16 protein-coding genes are annotated in these 21,064 nt (G+C 66.2%); 6 read left to right on the top strand and 10 right to left on the bottom strand.

The genetic code is table 11. The features are described from left to right. Positions 1–110 precede the first annotated feature (110 nt). Complete coding sequence (locus A5724_RS31165) at positions 111–1,373, bottom strand: multidrug effflux MFS transporter (protein WP_067811728.1); 1,263 nt, start codon at positions 1,371–1,373, stop codon at positions 111–113. Between the two features lie 204 nt (positions 1,374–1,577). On the opposite strand from A5724_RS31165, the gene A5724_RS31160 reads away from it, so the two are divergent. The 5 genes from A5724_RS31160 to A5724_RS31140 all read left to right on the top strand — a co-directional run bounded on the left by A5724_RS31160 (position 1,578) and on the right by A5724_RS31140 (position 10,871). Next, on the top strand, positions 1,578–1,886 hold the full coding sequence (locus A5724_RS31160; protein WP_156752531.1) for a WGxxGxxG family protein: 309 nt from the start codon (positions 1,578–1,580) through the stop codon (positions 1,884–1,886). Between the two features lie 150 nt (positions 1,887–2,036). Continuing rightward, on the top strand, positions 2,037–2,783 hold the full coding sequence (locus A5724_RS31155; RefSeq protein ID WP_067811726.1) for a hypothetical protein: 747 nt from the start codon (positions 2,037–2,039) through the stop codon (positions 2,781–2,783). A 157-nt stretch (positions 2,784–2,940) separates the two neighbouring features. Continuing rightward, positions 2,941–6,657: a multifunctional oxoglutarate decarboxylase/oxoglutarate dehydrogenase thiamine pyrophosphate-binding subunit/dihydrolipoyllysine-residue succinyltransferase subunit gene (locus A5724_RS31150; protein WP_067811724.1), complete on the top strand. Its 3,717-nt coding sequence runs from the start codon at positions 2,941–2,943 to the stop codon at positions 6,655–6,657. A gap of 145 nt (positions 6,658–6,802) precedes the next feature. Beyond that, complete coding sequence (locus A5724_RS31145; RefSeq protein ID WP_067811721.1) at positions 6,803–9,703, top strand: FAD-binding and (Fe-S)-binding domain-containing protein; 2,901 nt, start codon at positions 6,803–6,805, stop codon at positions 9,701–9,703. Between the two features lie 337 nt (positions 9,704–10,040). Then, entirely contained in the window at positions 10,041–10,871 is an 831-nt protein-coding gene (locus A5724_RS31140; RefSeq protein WP_067811756.1) for an SDR family oxidoreductase, read from the top strand. A gap of 87 nt (positions 10,872–10,958) precedes the next feature. Here A5724_RS31140 and A5724_RS31135 read toward each other — a convergent pair whose 3' ends face one another. The 3 genes from A5724_RS31135 to A5724_RS31125 are packed head-to-tail and all read right to left on the bottom strand — an operon-like array spanning position 10,959 to position 13,978. Then, on the bottom strand, positions 10,959–11,789 hold the full coding sequence (locus A5724_RS31135; protein WP_067811719.1) for a glycine betaine ABC transporter substrate-binding protein: 831 nt from the start codon (positions 11,787–11,789) through the stop codon (positions 10,959–10,961). An 8-nt stretch (positions 11,790–11,797) separates the two neighbouring features. Beyond that, complete coding sequence (locus A5724_RS31130) at positions 11,798–12,982, bottom strand: NADP-dependent malic enzyme (protein ID WP_067811716.1); 1,185 nt, start codon at positions 12,980–12,982, stop codon at positions 11,798–11,800. Positions 12,983–12,988: 6 nt separating this feature from the next. Continuing rightward, the gene (locus A5724_RS31125; RefSeq protein ID WP_067811714.1) at positions 12,989–13,978 is read right to left on the bottom strand and encodes a malate dehydrogenase; all 990 of its coding nucleotides are present in this window, start codon (positions 13,976–13,978) and stop codon (positions 12,989–12,991) included. 168 nt (positions 13,979–14,146) lie between these two features. Here A5724_RS31125 and corA point away from each other — a divergent pair, with 168 nt between their 5' ends. Beyond that, positions 14,147–15,250 carry a magnesium/cobalt transporter CorA gene (gene corA, locus A5724_RS31120; protein WP_067811712.1) on the top strand — a complete coding sequence of 368 codons (1,104 nt, stop codon included), beginning with the start codon at positions 14,147–14,149 and terminating at the stop codon, positions 15,248–15,250. 72 nt (positions 15,251–15,322) lie between these two features. On the opposite strand, the gene A5724_RS31115 is transcribed toward corA, so the two are convergent. From A5724_RS31115 to A5724_RS31090, 6 genes are all read right to left on the bottom strand, one after another. Beyond that, entirely contained in the window at positions 15,323–15,916 is a 594-nt protein-coding gene (locus tag A5724_RS31115; protein WP_067811709.1) for a suppressor of fused domain protein, read from the bottom strand. Then, a complete protein-coding gene (locus tag A5724_RS31110) occupies positions 15,913–17,112 on the bottom strand; it encodes an ABC transporter ATP-binding protein (RefSeq protein ID WP_067811706.1) in 1,200 nt (399 codons plus the stop codon). The genes A5724_RS31115 and A5724_RS31110 overlap by 4 nt, the downstream gene beginning before the upstream one ends. 4 nt (positions 17,113–17,116) lie before the next feature. Further along, entirely contained in the window at positions 17,117–17,959 is an 843-nt protein-coding gene (locus A5724_RS31105; protein ID WP_067811703.1) for a carbohydrate ABC transporter permease, read from the bottom strand. Further along, positions 17,959–18,879 carry a carbohydrate ABC transporter permease gene (locus A5724_RS31100; RefSeq protein WP_067811701.1) on the bottom strand — a complete coding sequence of 307 codons (921 nt, stop codon included), beginning with the start codon at positions 18,877–18,879 and terminating at the stop codon, positions 17,959–17,961. The genes A5724_RS31105 and A5724_RS31100 overlap by 1 nt, the downstream gene beginning before the upstream one ends. Further along, positions 18,876–20,273 (bottom strand): ABC transporter substrate-binding protein, encoded by a 1,398-nt coding sequence (locus A5724_RS31095; protein WP_067811699.1) that lies wholly within the window; start codon positions 20,271–20,273, stop codon positions 18,876–18,878. Before A5724_RS31095 ends, A5724_RS31100 begins: the two co-directional genes overlap by 4 nt. A gap of 180 nt (positions 20,274–20,453) precedes the next feature. Continuing rightward, positions 20,454–20,981 (bottom strand): general stress protein, encoded by a 528-nt coding sequence (locus A5724_RS31090; protein ID WP_067811696.1) that lies wholly within the window; start codon positions 20,979–20,981, stop codon positions 20,454–20,456. Positions 20,982–21,064: the final 83 nt, after the last annotated feature.

Genomic DNA, 21,064 nt, shown 5'->3' with positions numbered 1-21,064 from the left:
GCCCGTTAGTCAGCGTTGGGTACATCTCGGGTCGACCAGATAAGGAACGATTCAGCCGACGGTACGTACCGGGTTATGCCCCGACAACCCCGGGGTCGACCAGTACGAGGTCAGGCCGGTTCGGCGACGGCGTCGCCGCTGACGTCGTCCTTGGCTTCGGCGGCCGGCACGCCGACCGCCACTAGGGCCAGCAATGCGATCACCATGCCGGCCGTCATTACCAAGGCTAACGCGACCTCGTTGTTGCCGAGCATGCCCACCAGCGGGGCCACCGCCGCACCGAGACCGAACTGTGCCGCTCCCAGCAATGCCGCCGCGGTACCGGCGGCGTCGGGATGCCGCGACAACGCCACCGCGGGCGCGTTGGGGATGACCAGACCCATCGCGGCCAGGATCACCCACACCGGGACCACGAAGCCCGCCACGCCGCCGACGTGTTGATAAGCGAGCCCGACGAACACCACACCCGTCAGCACGGCCGCCGCCAACGCCCACAGCACGATCGTCTGCGGTGAGAACCGGCGCAGCAGCACCACGTTGAATTGGGTCGCGCCGATCAGGGCGACCGCGCCCGCGCCGAACACCAGCGCGAACGCCTGCTGGTCGAGGCCGTAGTGGCTCTGCAGCACGAACGGCGCGCCGGCGATGTACGCGAACAGCCCGGACATCCCGAGCGCAGCGACGAGCACCAGGATGACGAACCGGGCGTCGCGCAGCAGTTCCACGTAAGTGGCGGCGATGCTGCGCACCTTGAGCGGGCGCCGGTGCGAAACCGGCAGCGTTTCTGGCAGCGACATCGCCGCCAACAACAGCAGCCCGCCCGCCAGCACGACCAGCACCGCGAAGACCCAATGCCACGAGCCCTTCAGCAGCACCGCGGCACCGAGCGACGGTGCGATCACCGGTGCGACCCCGAGCACCAGCATCAACCGGGACATCACGGTCGCCGCGACCGAATCGGAGTACAGATCGCCGACCACCGCAATGGCCACCACCATGGCCGCGGCGGCGCCTACCCCCTGCAGCCCCCGCGCCACGCCCAGGACGGTGATGTTCGGCGCGAACAGGCACAGCAAGGACGCCAGCATGTGCAGCACGATGCCCGCCATCATCGGTTTGCGGCGGCCCAGCGAATCCGACAGCGGGCCGACGATCAGCTGGCCGAGCGCCAGGCCCGCGAGCGTCCCGGTCAGCGTGAGCTGTGCGACCGATTCGGACACCGACAGGTCGTCGGCGATCTTCGGCAGCGCGGGCAGATACATGTCGATGGTCAGCGGGCCCAGCGCGACCAACGCGCCGAGCACCGCGATCATCCGGATGCGGCTCGGCGGCGACTCTGTGCTGGTCACGTTCACGTCGCTCGATGTTGCCATGGAAGTGGTTAGCGCCGCTTCTCAATAATTTGTTCCGGTGACGGCCGAGGGGGCGGTCAGCAAAGCCGAGTAGTTAGTAGTTCAAAGAAGTTTACCGGGCTCGTCGCCGGGTACCTCAGGGCGCGGCATTGGGGGGACTCTTCTCTTGCCGCAGATAGGCGAGCTACAGCCCGTTGGCTCGTGCCTTCGGGGCATTCGCGCCCCATGTTCAAGGAGATCGAATTGCGAAACCTATTAGCTACGCTGATCGCTGCCGGTGCCGTGTCGTTGGCGGGTGCTGGAGTGGCGAACGCCACACCGACCCCGGCGCCGGATGCCGGCCCCGCAGTAACGTCGACAAGCACCCTTGCCGCCGCCGAGGACACCGACGATGACAGCGGCGACAACGGCCTGTGGGGCCTGGCGGGGCTGCTCGGCCTGCTTGGCCTAGTCGGGCTGAAGCGCCGCAACGACGTTGACCGTCGAGTCGGCACGGGCACCACAAATACTCGCGGCACCCATCCGGCGGTCTAGTTCCCTCGATGAGCCCCCGCCCCGCAGCTGCGGTGGCGGGGGCTCACTGCGTCACGCCTACGGTTCCTTGCCAGGGCACTGACCACGGCCCCCGTTCGTTGAGCAACCGTTAGCCTGAAAACAGCAGCTTCGGAACAAGGGGGACCCGACATGAGTGCTCGGTCGAAAGCCAAGAGCCAGGTGCCGGCCGTTCCCGACGAGAATTCCGGCGCTGCAGCCAAGGTGCTCTCGCAGATCATCGAGCGCGGCTCTCGGGTGCAGGGGCCTGCCATCAAGGCCTACGTCGACCGGTTGCGGTCGCACAATCCCGATGCGACGCCCGCCGAGGTGGCCTCCAGACTCGAAAAGCACTACACCGCCGCGGTGATGGCAAGCGGCGCAGCGGTCGGTTCCGCGGCTGCGTTCCCCGGCATCGGCACGCTCGCGGCGCTCTCCGCAGTGGCCGGTGAGACCGTGGTGTTCCTCGAGGCCACCGCCGTCTACGTGCTCGCACTTGCGGAGGTGCACGGGATTCCAGCCGACCACCGCGAACGCCGTCGCGCGTTGGTGCTTGCCGTTCTCGTCGGCGACGAGAGCAAAGAGGCGGTCACCGACCTGCTCGGTCCCGGCCGCACCAGCGGCGCCTGGCTGTCCGACGGCGCGGCGACGCTGCCGCTACCGGCGGTGTCCCAACTCAATTCGCGACTGCTGCGGTATTTCGTCAAGCGCTACACCCTCAAGCGGGGCGCGATCGCCTTCGGCAAGTTGTTGCCAGTCGGCATTGGCGCGGTGGTCGGCGGAGTGGGAAACAGACTGATGGCCAAGAAGATCGTCGCCAACGCCAGGAAGGCGTTCGGCCCCGCACCGGCGCGGTGGCCATCGTCGCTGCATGTGCTGCCCAGCCCGAGTGAGCGATGAGGGGAACTGCCGTTCGGGTGGTTTGGCCCGCTGGGGATAATCGGGAAGCGTTAGCCTTTAGGCGGCGGTCCTCCGGGTAATCCCCGTGGACCGCGGGAATATGGGTGGCGAGCGTGAACCGCTTGCCTGAGCGAAGGAATCGAGGCGAGTAGCTGCCGTGAGCTCACCATCACCATTCGGACAGAACGAGTGGTTGGTCGAGGAGATGTATCGCAAGTTCCGCGAGGATCCCTCGTCGGTAGACCCGAGTTGGCATGAATTCTTAGTCGACTACTCGCCTGAGCCAACCACCGAACCGAAACCGCCGACCGGGAACGGTCAACCGGCCCAGGCGTCCGCCGCCGCCCCCGTCGCGCCGCCAGAGCCCGCACCCGCGCCCCCGCCCAAAGCGGACACCAGCAATGGCGTGGCCGCCGCGCCAGCCAAGGCACCGGAGCCGGCGAAACCCGCGGCGAAGCCGAAGGCCGCCGCCCCCGCGCCCGCCGAAGGCGACGAGACGCAGGTGCTGCGCGGTGCCGCCGCCGCGGTGGTGAAAAACATGTCGGCCTCGCTCGAGGTGCCGACTGCCACCAGCGTGCGCGCCATCCCGGCCAAGCTGATGATCGACAACCGGATCGTCATCAACAACCACCTCAAGCGCACCCGCGGCGGCAAGATCTCGTTCACCCACCTGATCGGCTACGCGCTGGTGCAGGCGGTCAAGAAGTTCCCGAACATGAACCGCCACTTCGCCGAGGTGGACGGCAAGCCGGTTGCGGTGACGCCCGAGCACGTCAACCTCGGACTCGCCATCGATCTGCAGGGCAAGGACGGCAACCGGCAACTTGTCGTCGCCGCCATAAAAGGCTGCGAGACAATGCAATTCGGGCAATTCATCGCGGGCTACGAGGACATCGTCCGGCGCGCCCGCGACGGGAAACTGACCGCGGAGGACTTCTCCGGCGTCACGATTTCGCTGACCAACCCGGGCACCATCGGCACCGTGCACTCGGTGCCACGACTGATGCGCGGCCAGGGCGCCATCATCGGCGTCGGCGCGATGGAGTACCCCGCGGAGTTTCAGGGCGCCAGCGAGGAACGCATCGCCGAACTCGGGGTCGGCAAGCTGGTCACGTTCACGTCGACCTACGACCACCGCATCATTCAGGGTGCGGAGTCTGGCGACTTCCTGCGCACCATCCACGAACTGCTGCTGTCCGACGACTTCTTCGACGAGATCTTCCGCGAACTGGGCATTCCGTATGAGCCGGTGCGGTGGCGCACGGACAACCCGGACTCGATCGTCGACAAGAACGCGCGCGTCATCGAGTTGATCGCGGCCTACCGCAACCGCGGCCACCTGATGGCCGATATCGACCCGCTGCGGTTGGACAAGTCCCGGTTCCGCAGCCACCCCGACCTCGACGTGGCCACCCACGGCCTGACGCTGTGGGACCTGGACCGCGAGTTCAAGGTCGACGGCTTCGCGGGCAAGGACTACAAGAAGCTGCGCGATGTGCTTGGCCTGTTGCGCGATGCGTACTGTCGCCACGTCGGGGTGGAGTACACCCACATCCTGGAGCCCGAACAACAGAAGTGGCTGCAGGAGCGCATCGAGGTCAAACACGACAAGCCGACCGTCGCGCAGCAGAAGTACATCCTGAGCAAGCTCAATGCCGCCGAGGCCTTCGAGACCTTCCTGCAGACCAAATACGTTGGGCAGAAACGGTTCTCGTTGGAAGGCGCGGAGACTGTCATCCCGATGATGGATGCGGCCATCGACCAGGCCGCCGAGCATGCGCTCGACGAGGTCGTGATCGGCATGCCGCACCGCGGCAGGCTCAACGTGCTGGCCAACATCGTCGGCAAGCCCTACTCGCAGATCTTCAGCGAGTTCGAGGGCAACCTGAACCCGTCGCAGGCGCACGGTTCCGGCGATGTCAAGTACCACTTGGGCGCGACAGGCAACTACATCCAGATGTTCGGCGACAACGACATTCAGGTGTCGCTGGTGGCCAACCCGTCGCACCTGGAGGCCGTCGACCCCGTGCTGGAAGGCCTGGTTCGCGCCAAGCAGGACCTGCTGGACAAGGGCGATGGGCCTGACGGTTTCTCGGTCGTGCCGATGATGTTGCACGGTGACGCGGCGTTCGCAGGCCAGGGTGTGGTCGCCGAGACGCTGAACCTGGCGCTGCTGCGCGGGTACCGCACCGGCGGCACGATCCACATCATCGTCAACAACCAGATCGGGTTCACCACGTCGCCGAACGACTCGCGGTCGTCGGAGTACTGCACCGACGTCGCGAAAATGATTGGCGCGCCGATCTTCCACGTCAACGGCGACGACCCCGAGGCGTGCGTCTGGGTGGCCCGGCTGGCAGTGGACTTCCGGCAGAAGTTCAAGAAGGACGTCGTCATCGACATGTTGTGCTACCGCCGTCGCGGTCACAACGAGGGCGACGACCCGTCGATGACGCAGCCCTACATGTACGACGTGATCGACACCAAGCGCGGATCGCGTAAGACGTACACCGAAGCGCTGATCGGCCGCGGCGACATCTCGATGAAGGAAGCCGAGGACGCGCTGCGCGACTACCAGGGACAACTGGAGCGGGTCTTCAATGAGGTCCGCGACCTCGAGAAGCATCCGATCGCACCGAGTTCTTCGGTCGAGTCCGACCAGATGGTGCCCGCGGGAATGAAGACCGCGGTGGACAAGTCGCTGCTGGCCCGCATCGGTGACGCGCATCTGGCGTACCCCGACGACTTCAACGTGCATCCGCGCGTCAAACCGGTGCTGGAGAAGCGCCGCGAGATGGCGTACGAAGGCAAGGTCGACTGGGCGTTCGCCGAATTGCTGGCGTTGGGCTCGTTCTTGGCCGAGGGCAAGACCATTCGGCTGTCCGGGCAGGACACCCGCCGCGGCACGTTCACCCAGCGGCATTCGGTGATCATCGACCGCAAGACCGGTCGGGAGTTCACGCCGCTGCAGTTGCTGACCACCAACACCGACGGCACCCCGACCGGTGGCAAGTTCATGGTGTACGACTCGGCGCTGTCCGAGTTCGCCGCGGTGGGCTTCGAATACGGCTACTCGGTGGGCAACCCTGACGCACTTGTGTTGTGGGAGGCGCAGTTCGGCGACTTCGTCAACGGGGCCCAGTCGATCATCGACGAGTTCATCAGCTCGGGTGAGGCCAAGTGGGGTCAGCTCTCCGATGTGGTGCTGCTGCTGCCGCACGGACATGAGGGCCAGGGGCCGGACCACACGTCGGCCCGCATCGAGCGGTTCCTGCTGCTGTGGGCCGAGGGCTCGATGACGATCGCCATGCCGTCGACACCGGCGAACTACTTCCACCTGTTGCGCAGGCACGGCTTGGACGGCATTCACCGGCCGCTGATCGTGGCGACGCCAAAGTCCATGCTGCGCAACAAGGCTGCGGTCAGCGACCTCAAGGAGTTCACCGAGGGCAAGTTCCGATCGGTGCTCGAGGAGCCGACGTACGAGGAGGGCACCGGCGACCGCGACGCGGTCAAGCGTCTGCTGCTGACCAGCGGCAAGCTCTACTATGAGTTGGTGGCCCGCAAGGCCAAGGACAACCGCGACGACGTGGCGATCGTGCGCATCGAGCAGCTGGCCCCGCTGCCACGGCGTCGGCTGAAGGAGACGCTGGACCGGTATCCGAATGTGGAGCAGTACTTCTGGGTGCAGGAGGAGCCTGCCAACCAGGGAGCGTGGCCGACGTTCGGGCTGACGCTTCCAGAGGTGTGCTCGGACCGGTTGTCGGGCATAAAGCGGATTTCGCGTCGGGCGATGTCGGCGCCGTCGTCGGGTTCGTCGAAGGTGCACGCGGTCGAGCAGCAGGAAATAATCGACGAGGCGTTCGCGCAGTAGCTCGTTCTTGCGGCGCAGGCGCGGACCTGGCGGCGGAACGTGACTTTGTCGAATTCCCGGCCGTATTCGTCGACGGCCACCACGTCCATCTCGCTCATCAGCGCGCCGGGGCGGACGCGCAGTACTGCTCTACTGTTGAACAATCATGCCAGTGAGAAAAGCCGGGGCCTCGCCTGCTGAGCAGCTCCGCGAGGTGGTGCAACGGCTCGACGTCGCCGCCGACTTCGGGCCGGGAGCCCGCGCGCAGTACGGCTACGACGCCTCGCACTACCGGGTCGCCCCGCTGGGCGTGGCCTATCCGCGTCGGCCAGCCGACGTGATCGCGCTGTTGGCGGCATGTCGAGAACACGGCGTGCCGGTGGTCCCCCGCGGCGGTGGCACCAGCATGGCAGGCAACGCCATCGGCCGCGGTTTGATGCTCGACTTCTCGCGCCACATGAACGCGGTGCGACACATCGACGTCGACAACCGCACGGCGACGGTGCAGCCGGGAGTGGTACTCGACGACCTGCAACGCGTGCTGCGGCCGCATGGGCTCCAATTCGGTCCGGACCCGTCCTCGCACAGCCGCGCGACGCTGGGCGGCATGATCGGCAACGACGCCTGCGGCAATCACTCAGTGCGCCATGGCCGCACGGTCGATCACGTCGTCGAATTGGAGTTGGTGCTCGCCGACGGCAGCCATGTGATAGCCGGCCGCGGCGGGGTGCGCCCTGCGCGGTCCGATGACCCGGCGGCATTGGCGCGTGCGGGGGCACTGAACGCCGATCTGCGTTCGCTCGCGGCCGAGAATCTCGCTCCGATCAGAACGGAACTAGGCCGCATCCCTCGGCAGGTGTCGGGCTATCAATTGCAGCATCTGTTGCCGGAGAACGGTTTCGACGTCGCCCGCATGATCGTCGGTACCGAGGGGACGTGCGCCGTCGTGGTCGGCGCCACCCTCGCCCTTGTTCCGACCGCCCCGGCCGCGTTGCTCGTCGCGGTCGGCTATCCGGACGTGGTGGCCGCCGCCGATGATGTGCCGACCGTCCTGGAGTTCTCGCCGGCCGCCGTGGAGGGCGTCGACGAAAGCATCGTTGCGACGATGCGAGCGCGACGCGGTGCGGACTCCGTGACCGGCCTGCCCGACGGCAGCGCTTGGCTCTTCATCGATCTCGACGGCGCAGACGCGGGCGAAGTCGCCGCGCGGGCCGACCAATTGGTCCTGCGACTGCAACGCAACGGCAAGCTGTCGGATGCACGGATCGTCCCCGATGCCGCTGATCGTGCATCGTTGTGGCGGGTCCGCGAAGACGGCGCGGGACTCGCCGCCCGACGCGCCGACGGGACGCAGACGTGGACAGGTTGGGAGGACGCCGCGGTCGCGCCCACCGAACTGCCGGGCTATCTACGCGACTTTCGCAAGCTGCTCGCCGAACACGGCCTCACCGGGGTGTTGTACGGACATTTCGGTGCCGGCTGCATCCACGTACGTATCGACTTCGACCTTCGTACGCCCACCGGCATCGCGGCAATGGGGCGATTCGCTTGCGCTGCTGCGGAGTTGGTCACCCGCTATGGCGGCACCCTTTCCGGCGAGCACGGCGACGGGCGATCGCGCAGCGAACTGCTTGCGATCATGTACAGCCCGCAGATGGTCGACCTGTTCGGGGCGGTGAAGAAGACCTTCGATCCGGTCGGTCTGCTCAACCCGGGAATCATCGTCGATCCGGAGCCGGTCACCGCGAGCTTGGCGCCGCTGCCGCTCGCCGAAACCACCGGCTCGTTGCGCGGGTTCACCTATCCGCATGACCGCGGCGGATTCGGCGATGCCGTCGAGAGATGCGTGGGAATCGCGCGCTGCCGCAGCGATACCGGCGGCATCATGTGCCCGAGTTACCGCGCCACTCATGACGAAAACCACTCCACCCGCGGCCGGGCCAGGGCGCTACAGGAGATGCTGCGCGGCGAGGTGATCACCGACGGCTGGCGGTCCTCCGACGTTCATGGGGCGCTGGATCTGTGCCTGTCGTGCAAGGCGTGTTCCAGCGACTGCCCCGTCGGCGTCGACATGGCCACCTACAAATCCGAATTCCTGTACCAGCACTACCGGGGTCGGATTCGGCCCCGCAGCCACTACTCGCTGGGGTGGCTTCCGGTGTTGGCGCGTCTCGCCGGACTGATGCCGTCGGTGGTCAACCGCGCCACCCGGATCAAGCCGCTGCACAGAGCCGTTGCCGCGGCGGGCGGGGTCACCGCGCAACGAACTGTTCCCGAGTTCTCGCGCGCACGAGCGGGGAAGTGGGCAGTGCAGCCATATTTGTCTAGTGTCGGGCACCACGACACAGTGTTGTTCTCCGACACGTTCACCTCCGCGTTCCGCCCCGACCTGCTGGCCGATGCCGCTGCCGTGCTCACCGACGCCGGCGCCGAGCTGACCAACGTTCGCGGCGCCTGCTGCGGGTTGACGTGGATCACCACCGGGCAGCTGTCGATCGCAAAACGAGTGCTGAAGCGGACCGTGAAGATCCTCGATGCGACAGGACCATCACAGATCGTGGTACTCGAACCCAGTTGCGCGGCAGCGCTTCACAAGGACGTGCCCGAACTGGTGCCCGGCGATGCCGCCCGTCGAGTGGCTGCCCGCGTCACGACATTCGGAGCGGCGGTCGAGGACCGTCTGGATCAGGGTTGGCGGCCGCCGTGTCTTCCCGATCAACTGGTCCTGCAACAGCACTGCCACGAGTACGCGGTCTTCGGCGCGACCGCCCAGCGCCGGCTGCTCGACCGCCTGGGCGTGAGTACCGTGCAGGAAGCAGCGGGGTGCTGCGGGTTGGCGGGCAACTTCGGGTTCGAGCGTGAACACTACGACGTGTCAATGCGCGTCGCCGATCTCGCACTTCGGCCGGCACTGGAACACGAGGCGGCCCGGTCCGCGATCGCGGCCGACGGTTTCAGTTGCCAGACGCAGATTTCACACATCAATCCACACGGCAACCCGCCACCGCAGCACGTGGCACAGCTGCTCGCGCGCGGGCTACGAGACCACAAAGGAATTCGGCCATGACTGCCACCATCCCGACCGAGCGCTTCACCGAATTCGCGGCGTCATATCCACGACAGCTGTTCATCGACGGCAAATGGGTCGACGCGCCTTGGACGCCGCCGTGCGTGCGCAACCCAGTTGGGGGAAGACGGCGCCGCGGCGACGCAGCGAATCCTGCTCCGATCCCGCCACGCCGTTCGGCGGTGTGAAGGAATCAGGGCTGGGCCGCGAAGGCGGTCGGGTCGGTGTCGACGAGATCCTCGACTACAAACTGATCAGCACTGCCAGGCCCCCGTACGCGGGACCCGCGGTACCGACTAGCCTCGACGCCGAGTCAACCGACACGAGGGAGTGCGTTATGCAGGGCTTCGCCGGGAAAGTCGCGGTGGTCACGGGCGCCGGGTCCGGCATCGGGCAAGCGATGGCCGTCGAATTGGCCCGTTCGGGAGCCAGCGTGGCGATCAGCGACATCGACACCGAAGGTCTGGCGACAACCGAGGAGCGGCTCAAGGCGATCGGCGCGCCGGTCAAAGCCGATCGCCTCGACGTCACTGAGCGCGAGGCGTTCCAGGTGTACGCCGACGCGGTCAACGAGCACTTCGGCAAGGTCAACCAGATCTACAACAACGCCGGTATCGCGTTCGCGGGCGACATCGAGGTCAGCCAGTTCAAGGACATCGAGAAGGTGATGGACGTCGACTTCTGGGGCGTCGTCAACGGCACCAAGGTGTTCCTCCCCCACCTGATCGCTTCGGGCGACGGCCACGTCGTCAACGTGTCCAGCATCTTCGGCATCTTCTCGGTCGCGGGGCAGGGCGCCTACAACGCGGCGAAGTTCGCGGTCCGCGGCTTCACCGAAGCGTTGCGTCAGGAGATGCAGCTCGCCGGCCATCCGGTCAAGGTGACGACCGTGCACCCCGGCGGCATCAAGACCAACATCGTGCGCAACATGACGACGGTCGACAGCGTCGACAAGGCGAAGCTCACCAACACCTTCGACAAGAAGCTTGCCAGCACCACCCCCGAGAAGGCGGCGCAGATCATTCTCGACGGCGTCCGCAAGAACAAGGCCCGCGTGCTGGTCGGCCCGGACGCCACCGCGCTGGACCTCATCGTCCGGCTCACCGGGTCGGGCTACCAGCGTCTGTTCTCCACGGTGATGGCCCGGATGGTGCCCGAAGCGCACTGATGTCACACTCTCAATCGCGAGCGACCGCGAAATGTACACAAATCACAGCGTGTCGGCGTACAAACACGGTCACTGGCGCGAGGGGGACTAGCGACCCAAGGGGTGGGCGTCCAGCCACGCGTCCGCCACCTGCCCCGGGTCCTTGCCTTCTGCGACCTGTCGACGCATATCGGTGAACGACCCGGTGTCGAGCACACCCGCCACTTCGTTGAGCGCCAGCACCTGTTGTTCGTCGAGTTCGTTACGCCGATACAGCGCAACGAGATTCTCGGCGGGGATCAGTGCTGTCTTGTCGGACAACACCACCAGTTCCGTCGGAATGTTCGGCGTTGCGTCCGACGTCCATGCGGCGTTGATCTGGCCGGCCTGCAGCGCCGCGAACAGCGATGTGTGGTCCGGGAATTGGCGGGGTTTGGGCAGCGCGCACTGCCCGAGCCTTGCGGGTGACGACGCGTTCTGAAGCACACCTGCGGTCACCTTCGCGCAGTTGCGGGCGACGGCGGTGACGTCGCGCCCGCCCCACGCCGCAGCGGTCTGCTCCGTCACCGCGATCGCCGGCTTGTCCTCCGCGGCGGTCGTATAGTCGCTGGCCGCAACACCTTCCGGCAATACGGACAGCAGCGTCCGGTACACCTGCGCATCCGAGCGCGCGGTCGCATCGGGGTCGAACCTGTGCAGCAGTTGACCGGTGAAGCCCGGCGCAACCCGAACGCCACCGGAATCGAGTTCACCCACCGGATCGGACACGGATTTCACGTGCGCGGGACTGCCATAGAACCGCAGCGCCGCCGCGTAGATGTGCGCCACCAATTTCGATTCCGGATCCGAGGTAGCGCCGACGGCGATCGACGGCGGCCCCGCCCGCGTCCCGCAACCGACGACGATCAGCGCCAGCAGCGCCACCGCCAGTCGGCGCATCGGGCCGATCAGGATTCGGCGGCCGCCGCGGCCACCGCCGCCGCGACCTCCGGGCCGACGCGCGGATCCAGCGGGCTCGGCACAATCCGATCCGGCGCGAGGTCCTCACACGCCACCGCGAAGATCGCCTCGGCCGCAGCCACCTTCATCCGCTCGGTGATGCGCTTGGCGCCTGCATCCAACGCGCCGCGGAACACGCCGGGGAACGCCAGCACGTTGTTGATCTGGTTCGGGAAGTCGCTGCGGCCCGTCGCCACTACCGACGCGTACCGGGCGGCGAGGTCGGGATGGATCTCCGGGTCAGGATTCGACAACGCGAACACGATGCCGCCGGGAGCCATCGTCGCGACGATCTCTTCAGGCACCACACCACCTGAGACGCCGAGGAACACATCGGCGCCCTCGAGCGCGTCGGCGATGCCGCCGGTGAGTCCGTCGGGGTTCGTCCGGCCGGCGAGTTCGGCCTTGACCGGAGTCAGCCCGTCGCGGCCGGGGTGCAGGATGCCGCGGGTGTCCACCACGGTGATGTCTGAAACACCAGCAGCCATAAGGATATTCGTGCACGCGACGCCCGCCGCGCCGACACCGGAGACCACCACGCGCAGCGAGGTGATGTCACGATCGAGCGCCTTGACGGCCCCCATCAGTGCTGCCAACACGACGATCGCGGTGCCGTGCTGGTCGTCGTGCATCACGGGGCAGTCGAGCGCTTCGATGACGCGGCGCTCGATCTCGAAGCAGCGCGGCGCGGAGATGTCCTCCAGGTTCACTGCCCCGAATGACGGTCGAAGCCGTACCAGGGTCTCGACGATCTCGTCGGGGTCCTTGGTGTCCAGCACGATCGGGATCGAGTCCAGCCCGCCGAATTCCTTGAACAGCGCGCACTTGCCTTCCATCACCGGCAGCGCGGCCGCAGGGCCGATGTCGCCGAGGCCGAGCACAGCAGTGCCGTCGCTGACCACAGCCACCAACCTGTTGGCCCAGGTGTAGCGGGCCGCCAGGCTGTGGTCGGCGGCGATCGCACGGCTGACCTGGGCCACCCCGGGGGTGTATGCGATGGACAGGGCGCGCTGGGTGTCCAGCGGCGTCTTCAGTTCCGCAGATAGCTTGCCGCCCGCGTGAGCTTCGAAGATCTCCTCATCAGTGATGACGATCTGCCCGCTCTGCAGGTTCGGCGGCAGCGTTTCGGTCACGGGGACTCAGATCAGTCCCAGCTCGGTAACGGCCTTGCGCTCGTCGTCGAGTTCGGCGGTGGACTTGTCGATCCGTCCGCGGGAGAACTCGTCGATCTCCAGGCCACCCACGATGCTCCAGTTGCCGTCCTTGGTGGTGACCGGGAACGAGGAGATCAGGCCCTCGGGCACGCCGTAGCTGCCGTCCGAGATGACCGCCATCGACACCCAGTCGCCCTCGGGGCTGCCGAGCAGCCAGTCACGGGCCGCGTCGGTGGTCGCGGAGGCGGCGGAGGCAGCCGACGAGGCGCCGCGGGCGTCGATGATCGCCGCGCCGCGCTTGGCGACAGTGGGGATGAAGTCGTTCTCGATCCAGGCCTGGTCGTCGACCACCTCGGCGGCGTTCTTGCCGCCGACCTCGGCGTGAAAAATGTCCGGGTACTGGGTGGCCGAGTGGTTGCCCCAGATCGTCACCTTCTTGATGTCGGTGACCTTGGCGCCGGTCTTCTTGGCCAGCTGGCTGATCGCGCGGTTGTGGTCGAGGCGGGTGAGCGCCGAGAACCGCTCCTTGGGGATGTCCGGTGCGTTGCTCATCGCGATCAGGGCGTTGGTGTTGGCGGGGTTACCCGTCACGCCGATACGGATGTCGTCGGCGGCCACCTCGTTGAGCGCCTTGCCCTGGGCGGTGAAGATCGCGCCGTTGGCCTCCAGCAGATCACTGCGCTCCATGCCAGGACCGCGCGGCCGCGCGCCCACCAGCAGGGCCAGGTTCGCGCCGTCGAAGATCTTGTTGGCATCCGAGCCGATCTCGACGCCTGCCAGCAGCGGGAACGCGCAGTCGTCGAGTTCCATCACGACACCCTCGAGCGCCTTGAGCGCCGGTTCGATCTCCAGCAGCCGCAACTCGATCGGACGGTCGGGGCCCAGCAGCGACCCGCTCGCAAGGCGGAACAACAAGCTGTAGCCGATCTGGCCTGCGGCACCGGTGACGGCGACCTTGAGTGGAGTTGTGCTCACGTCGGATGCTCCTTGGGCGAAGTTCGATGCCCGCACCGCGGGCGAAGGTCTGTCCGGGACGAAACTAGCGCACCCCGGTTCTGCCGGGAATGTGTGGGTACATCGAGGCGCGTAGCATTAATCCGCTGATCAGACCTGCGCAGCGGTTCTTCCCCTGGGAGATGAGAGATGCCATCGTTTCGCGCATTGCCGTCATCCCTTCGGCCAGTGGCCAAGACCAAACACACCCACCCGGAGCCGAAGTCGATTTACGTTCCGGTGGCCCGCGCAATGGTCGACTGCGGCATCTATGTCGACGGCCAGCGCGCACCGGGCAAGTACACCCACGCGGCCGCGCTGACCAAGGTCCGCGAACTGGAGAGCCAAGGCAGCACCGCGTTCGTCTGGATCGGCCTGCACGAACCCGACGAACACCAGATGCAGGCGGTCGCCGACGTGTTCGGCCTGCATGATCTGGCGGTCGAGGACGCGGTGCACGCGCACCAGCGCCCCAAGCTGGAGCGCTACGACAACACCCTGTTCCTGGTGCTGAAGACGGTGAAGTACGTCGAGCACGCCTCGATGTCGATCGCGCGGGAGATCGTCGAGACGGGCGAGATCATGATCTTCGTCGGCCCCGACTTCGTGGTGACCGTGCGCCACGGCGAGCACGGCGGGCTGGCCGGGCTGCGCAAGCACCTCGACGCATCACCGGGGACGCTGAAGCTCGGCCCCTACGCCGTCATGCACGCGATCGCCGACCATGTCGTCGACAACTATCTCGACATCACCGACCTCATCGAGACCGACATCGACGCGATGGAAGAAGACATCTTCTCGCCGCTGACGCAGACCAACATCGAGTGCATCTACCTGCTCAAGCGCGAGGTCGTCGAATTGCGAAGGGCGGTTGCGCCGTTGACGCTGGCGCTGCAGCGCATGGGCACCGACCACAACGACCTCATCTCGAAAGAGGTGCGCCGCTACCTGCGCGACGTGCTGGACCACAACACCCAAGCCTCCGACCGGATCACCAGCTACGACGAACTGTTGAGTTCGCTGGTGCAGGCCGCGCTCGGCAAAGTGGCGATGCAACAGAACATCGACATGCGCAAGATCTCCGCGTGGGTGGCGATCGCCGCCGTGCCGACGGCGCTCGCGGGCATCTACGGCATGAACTTCGACCACATGCCCGAACTGCATTGGGTGTGGGGCTACCCGGCGGTGCTGCTGACGATGGTGATCGTCTGCTCGCTGCTGTACCGAACCTTCCGGCACAACCACTGGCTGTAGTTTCGCCGAGACTGCATTCCAGCACGCTTCTTCTCGAACTTTCGGTGCTGGAATGCCGTTTCGGCGCACAAGTCAGCTCGGCTGCGCGGCCCGCCGGGTGGGGTCCAGCACGTCGACGCCGTCCTGCGTCCAGGCTTCGCGCATCGCGTCGGCACCCTTCAGACGCACCCAGGCGGCTTCGGTGGCCGTGATCGGCGTGGCGGCCAGCAGCTTCACCGGCGGCAATGGGTCGGTCAACGGCACATCGCCGATGTCGCTGGGGCTCAACAAGAATGCGGTGAACGGTGCCGCATCCCACAGCGGCGTCTCCAGGTCGATCAGCGCGTCGGGTTCCAGGATCAGTCCTTCGACGGCGGGCGCGGCGGCCACGATCGCGATCGAGCGGGCCAGTCCCGTGGGTGACGGGCCGCGCAACGCGACGACGATCTCGGCTCGCGGACCGTGCAGCGCGTCGGTCACCATCTCCGTCGGATCGAACATGGGGTTGCGCGAACAGCCTACGGACACATGGTGACTCACGCCGTCGTGGTCGGGACCGAACCGCAGCACGTCGATGCGCTCGGTGCCGAGGAACGTGACGCTGGCCTCGTCGGGTTCGGCGATGATCCCGGCGCGGGTGAAGTGCTCGCCGAGATGCGAGCGGACCTTCGCGAGGACGTCGATCACTCGGCGGGCGCGGGTTGCTCCTGCCCGCCCTCGGGCTCGAGCATCAGGTTCGCGCCGGTGTCGGCGTCGAAGATCACAATCTTGGAAGTGTCGAACGCCAACTCCATCGGCTGCCCGGGTGTCACCTTCGATTCGGTGGAAACCCGTGCGACGAACTCGTTTTCAGCCACGCCGGAGTCAGCCGCCAACTCGGCCAGCTGAGCGGCCTGCGCGCCTGCGCCTTCGGTCTTGAAGTGTACGTACTTGTCGGCGCCCAGCGACTCGACGAAGTCGACCTTCACGCCGAAGGTCAGCGCGCGGATCCGCGCGTAGGTGTCGATCAGCGCGGCGTCTTCGAGGTGTTCGGGCCGGATCCCGACGATCACGTTGTTCGGCTTCGGGTGTTTGGCAATCCGGTCGTGCACTTCCTGGGTGAGCGTCACCTCGCCGAACGGCAACCGCACACCGACGTCGGTGAGGCTGGCCGGGAAGAAGTTCATCGCCGGTGAGCCGATGAAGCCCGCGACGAACAGGTTGGCCGGGTTGTTGTACAGCTCCTCCGGCGTGCCGATCTGCTGCGCGACGCCCGCGAGCATGACCACCACCCGATCCCCCAGTGTCATCGCCTCGGTCTGATCGTGGGTGACGTACACGGTGGTGGTGCCCAACCGGTTCTGCAGCCGCGCGATCTCGGCGCGCATCTGCACCCGCAGCTTCGCGTCGAGGTTCGACAGCGGCTCGTCCATCAGGAAGGCCTTGGGATTACGCACGATCGCGCGGCCCATCGCCACCCGCTGCCGCTGCCCGCCGGACAGCTGGGCAGGTTTGCGGTCCAGAAGCTCGGTCAGGTCAAGGATTTTCGCGGCCTCGTCCACTTTGCTGGCGATCTCGTCCTTGCTCACCTTCGCCAGGGTCAGTGGGAAGGCGATGTTCTGCCGGACCGTCATGTGCGGATACAGCGCGTAAGACTGGAACACCATCGCGATGTCGCGGTCCTTCGGCGCCTTCTCGTTGACCCGCTCGCCGCCGATGCGCAATTCGCCCGACGAGATGTCCTCGAGGCCGGCGATCATGTTCAGCGTCGTGGACTTTCCGCAACCGGACGGGCCGACCAGAATGATGAACTCCCCGTCGGCGATGGTGATCGACAACTCTTTCACCGCCGTCGCGCCGTTGGGGTAACTCTTGGTCACCCGGTCCAACACTATTTCGGCCATGAAGCTATCCCTTCACCGCACCGGACGTCAGGCCGGCAACGATCCGTCGTTGGAAAATCAGGACAAAGATAACGATCGGGATGGTGATCACCATCGCCCCGGCGGCAATCGAACCGGTCGGCTCCTCGAATTGCGAACTGCCGGTGAAGTTGGCGATCGCCACCGGCGCGGTGATCGCCCGCTGGGTCGCCGTCAGCGACAGGGCCAGCAGCAGGTCGTTCCACGCGAAAATGAACACCAGGATCGCAGCCGTGACGATGCCCGGTGCGGCCAGTGGCGCAATCACTTTCCGGAACGCCTGGGCCGGCGTGGCGCCGTCCATCTTCGCGGCCTTCTCCAGATCCCACGGGATCTCGCGGAAGAACGCCGACAACGTATAGATGGCCAGCGGCAGCGCGAAGGTGATGTACGGGATGATCAGGCCGGGCCAGGTGTCGAACAGCCCGATGCTGCGCCACATGTTGAAGATCGGCGTCACCAGCGAGATCTGCGGGAACATTGCGATCAACAGCGCCACCCCGACCAGTAGCCGTTTACCTGGAAACGACAGCCGCGCAACGGCATAGGCGGCCATACCACCCACCACCACCGCGATCACCGTGGTGATCAACCCGATTCCGATCGAGTTGGTCAGCGCCGAGGTGAAGATGTCGCCTTGGAAGATGCCCTTGTAGTTGTCGAAGGTGATCTGCGTGGGAATCAGCTTGCCGTCCTTGACGGTTGACGTCGGCTTGAGCGACAGGCTGAGGATCCACAGCACCGGAAACAGCGCGTACACCACGACCAGGATGTTGACGACGGTCCAGCCCGTCGCCCGTCCCGCGCCGACCCGTTCAGACGTCGACATCAGCGCCTCTCTTCTTCAGACCCGGGCGCCGCGGCACCGAAGAGCTTGATGTAGATGAACGCGATGAGCGCCACCGACAGGAAGATCAGCACGCTGATTGCCGACCCGAGACCCAGGTTGAACGCCTTGAACAGGTTGTCGTAGCCCAGGATCGACACCGATCCCGTCTCGTTGGCGCCGCCGGTGAGCACGTAGATGTTGTCGAAGATCCGGAACGCGTCGAGTGTGCGGAACAGCAGCGCCACCAGGATGGCCGGTTTGATCAGCGGCAGAATCACTTTGACCAACCGCCGCCAGGCACCCGCGCCGTCGACCTGCGCGGCGTTCAGCAGATCCTGCGGCACCAGCGCCAATCCGGCGAGCAGCAGCAGCGCCATGAACGGCGTCGTCTTCCACACCTCGGCCAGCACCACGATCGCCAGCGACGGAATCTGTTGGGTCAGCGGCGCGCTGCCCTCCGGCAGCAGATTGGCCAAATAGCCGGTGCCAGGCGTCCACGCGTAATACCAGCTGTACGACGCGGCGACGGTGACGATGCCGTACGGGATCAGGATCGCGGTGCGAACCACGCCTTTACCGAAGATGGTCCGGTGCATGACCAGTGCCAGCGCCATACCGAGCACGAATTCGATGGCCACCGACACCACGGTGATCGCCAGGGTCACCACGAACGCCGTCCACCAATACCGGTCGGACAGCACGGTGATGTAGTTGCCCAGGCCGACGAACGCTGTGTCGTCCGGGGTGGCGAGGTTGTAGCGCTGCAGGCTCAGCCACACCGCGTATCCGATCGGATATGCGGTGACCAACAACATCAGCAGCACTGCCGGGGCGATCAGCAGGTACGCCAGTCGCCGTTCCGACTTCTTGTCGTCGGTGCCGATCCTCGGCGCTGTGGGCGTGGGCGCAACAGCGGTCATGGGATCAGCCCCTTACCGTCGATTGCCTTCTGCACCTGGGTGGTCAGGTCATCGGCGGTGCGTTCCGGATCGATGGCGGTGATCGGCGCAAGGGTGACCGAGATGCGCGTGGACACCGCCTGGTAGACCGGCGTCGCCGGGCGCACCGCGGCGTCGGTGAGCTGCTCCTTGATGATCGCGTACTGCGGGTACTTGGCCTGGAAGGTGGGGTCGTCGTACAGCGACGCCCGTACCGCCGGCAGGCCACCCTCCACCGAGGTGTACCGCTGGTTGTCGACGTCGCGCAGGCAGCGGATTGCTTCGAACGCTTCCGCGCGGTGTTGGGATGTCCTGGCGACCGCGAGATTCAGGCCGCCCAGCGTCACCTTGGCGGGCTGACCTGGCTGCACACCAGGGTAGTTCGCGAACCCGAACACCTTCTTGCTGGCCTCGTATGCCGATTTGAACTGCTCATCGGTGGGCGAGAACGTCCCGACGTCGTTGATGCTGCCCTCCAGGTCGGGCTGCTTGTCCAGCGGCAGGAAGCTGACACCGCCCTTGACGGCGTTCTCGAGCATCGACGGCAGGACGAATGGCCAGTTCACTTCCAGCGCGGCTTTGCCCTGTTCGAGCGCGAGCCTGGCGGTTCCCTCGTCGGTCTGCGTGATCGACGGATCCGCCCCCGGCGCGGTAGCAACGGCCTTCATGATCTGCAGCGCCTTGACGGTGGCGGCGCGGTGTTCCGGTGTGTCGGTCAGCGTGACGGTTTTCCCGTCGTCGGAAAGCACTTGACCGCCAGCGCTTTCCAGCAAGGTGTTGAACCACACGACCAGACCTTCGTACTGCTTGGCCTGAACGGCGATCCAACTCGGCTTGCCCGCCGCGTGCAGTCGCGCCGCCTCGGCCACCATGTCGTCCCACGTCTTCGGTGGTTCGTCCATCAAATCGGCGCGGTACCAGAGCAATTGGGTGTTCGTCGTGACCGGTGCGGCGTAGAGCTTGTCCTGCCAGGTGGCTGTCTGAAGCGGCCCGGGCAGCGTGTCGTTGTTGGCATCGGCCTCGGCCTTGCCCGCAGGATCGTCGGAAAGCGGCAACGCCCAACCGGCTTCGGCGAACTCGGCGGTCCACACCACGTCGAGCGCCATCACGTCCAGCGTCTTGTCGTTGCCGGTGAGCCGCCGCGCCAACTGCAACCGCTGGTCGTCGGCGCCCTTCGGCAAGCTGATTTGCTGAATGGTGAAGCGTCCGCCGGGTTGCTCGTTGCAGCGCTTGGCCACCGCCGTGAACGTGGCCATCTCGTTAGCCGGGGTGTAGAAATTGATGACGGTTCCGCCGCCGTTGGATGCACACGCGGATACCACCGACGCAGTCGTCAACGCGGCCAATGCCGCAGCACCTAGCCGCCGTGGGCCCACCACTGAAACTCCCGTCTGACGGGACTCTCCCGCGGGCAAACCGTATTGCCAGTCAGGCGTGATACGCAACACTTTCGCTGCGCGCGTCGCACACCGTTACGCAATTGCGAGCGACCGCAAACTGCCAGCTGCCACCGGCGTGTCTACATGCAGACGCGGTCGCTCGCGGCGAAACGAGGGTCAGATCGTCAAGCGCGCCAGCAGATCCCGGCCGCGCTCGGCGTTCTGCGGATCGCAGAGCACGTCGTAGCGACCGGCGACGAGCTGCATGGTCGAGCTGAAATCTCTTGTGCCGCGCGCCATCGCATACGGGATGGCGGAGGTGATCAGGCCGAAGAACACCCCGGCGACGAGCCCGGTGGCCAGCGCGCCCCACGGGCTGGGGCTGAAAAAGCCGAGGATCAGGCCGATGAACAGGCCCAGCCACGCCCCGGTGAGCACACCGCCGCCGAGCACCTTCGGCCAGGTCAGCCTGCCGGTGACGCGTTCCACCTGCATCAGGTCGACGCCGACGATGGTCACCTGCTGCACCGGGAATTGTTGGTCCGACAGGTAGTCGACCGCACGCTGAGCCTCGGCGTAGGTCGGGTACGAACCGATGGGCCACCCCTTCGGCGGGGTGGGCAGCGGGGCCGGGCCACCGCGCCCCGCAGTTGCACCGCCCGGTTTTGCGCCCGGGGCTTGTCCTGGCTGAAACGGGCTGGTCATCGCTGCTCCATCTCCTCTATGCGCGCCTGATTTGCGTATCGTTTCTCATCCGGATCAACGCTACGACGGCCGCGTTGGTGCCC

The sequence above is a fragment of the Mycobacterium sp. ACS1612 genome (assembly GCF_001667505.1).
Taxonomy (GTDB): domain Bacteria; phylum Actinomycetota; class Actinomycetes; order Mycobacteriales; family Mycobacteriaceae; genus Mycobacterium.
This window is presented reverse-complemented; position numbering and strand designations above follow the sequence as displayed.

What these genes read in the sequence shown, in the direction of transcription:
- A5724_RS31165 (WP_067811728.1), bottom strand. Translation starts at nt 1,373, where the DNA reads ATGGCAACATCGAGCGACGTGAACGTGACCAGCACAGAGTCGCCGCCG.
- A5724_RS31160 (WP_156752531.1), top strand. Translation starts at nt 1,578, where the DNA reads ATGTTCAAGGAGATCGAATTGCGAAACCTATTAGCTACGCTGATCGCT.
- A5724_RS31155 (WP_067811726.1), top strand. Translation starts at nt 2,037, where the DNA reads ATGAGTGCTCGGTCGAAAGCCAAGAGCCAGGTGCCGGCCGTTCCCGAC.
- A5724_RS31145 (WP_067811721.1), top strand. Translation starts at nt 6,803, where the DNA reads ATGCCAGTGAGAAAAGCCGGGGCCTCGCCTGCTGAGCAGCTCCGCGAG.
- A5724_RS31140 (WP_067811756.1), top strand. Translation starts at nt 10,041, where the DNA reads ATGCAGGGCTTCGCCGGGAAAGTCGCGGTGGTCACGGGCGCCGGGTCC.
- A5724_RS31135 (WP_067811719.1), bottom strand. Translation starts at nt 11,789, where the DNA reads ATGCGCCGACTGGCGGTGGCGCTGCTGGCGCTGATCGTCGTCGGTTGC.
- corA (WP_067811712.1), top strand. Translation starts at nt 14,147, where the DNA reads ATGCCATCGTTTCGCGCATTGCCGTCATCCCTTCGGCCAGTGGCCAAG.
- A5724_RS31110 (WP_067811706.1), bottom strand. Translation starts at nt 17,112, where the DNA reads ATGGCCGAAATAGTGTTGGACCGGGTGACCAAGAGTTACCCCAACGGC.
- A5724_RS31105 (WP_067811703.1), bottom strand. Translation starts at nt 17,959, where the DNA reads ATGTCGACGTCTGAACGGGTCGGCGCGGGACGGGCGACGGGCTGGACC.
- A5724_RS31100 (WP_067811701.1), bottom strand. Translation starts at nt 18,879, where the DNA reads ATGACCGCTGTTGCGCCCACGCCCACAGCGCCGAGGATCGGCACCGAC.
- A5724_RS31090 (WP_067811696.1), bottom strand. Translation starts at nt 20,981, where the DNA reads ATGACCAGCCCGTTTCAGCCAGGACAAGCCCCGGGCGCAAAACCGGGC.